Annotated in this window: 1 protein-coding gene; it reads right to left on the reverse strand. The window is 40.0% G+C overall.

Annotated features, from left to right (window positions below; translation table 11 throughout):
• Nucleotides 1-41: 41 nt before the first annotated feature.
• Nucleotides 42-437, reverse strand: coding sequence for a helix-turn-helix domain-containing protein (locus OQ268_RS17790; RefSeq protein WP_265858164.1), 396 nt, complete (start codon nucleotides 435-437; stop codon nucleotides 42-44).
• Nucleotides 438-568 lie beyond the last annotated feature (131 nt).

Genomic DNA, 568 nt, shown 5'->3' on the forward strand with positions numbered 1-568 from the left:
AAGCCCAACGATGTAAAAAGTATTGGGCTTTTTTATGGTATTTACCCAAAAGTGAGTCTTGTTTTGGCTTCACGGATAAGTGCGCCAAGGGTTTGTAGGATATGTATTCTGTCTTCGCTTTTAAGTGATTGTAGTTCGTTAATTTGCCTGACCAGATCCTGGTCAAGTTCCTGGTCGGAAAGCCCTGTGAGATAATCAAGCGATACGCCTAAAGCATCGGCCATCCGTGCCGCCGTTTCGATAGATGGCTTTACCTCCCCACGTTCGTATCTTCCTATTACTGGAGCGTGTACGCCCAGCTGTTTAGCCAAGTCATCTTGTGATACCTTTCGCTTTTTACGAGCCTGTAAAAGGCGTTCCCCGAATAAGATAAGTTCTATATCTGCCATAAAAATAGGATAAAGTGTAAATCTACGGAACAGAAAATATCTATTCAAATCTAAAATTGTTTGCTTGGTTAAAACAAATAATACACATTTGGACAAAATATGTTCTAAAAAACTTTTCTCAACAGATGTAAAACATGTCAAAACTGATAACCGACAACCCCGAACTGCTAATCTACATC

Origin of the sequence: Pedobacter sandarakinus, assembly GCF_026240095.1 — a bacterium.
In the GTDB taxonomy this organism is placed as follows: Bacteria; Bacteroidota; Bacteroidia; order Sphingobacteriales; family Sphingobacteriaceae; genus Pedobacter; species Pedobacter sandarakinus.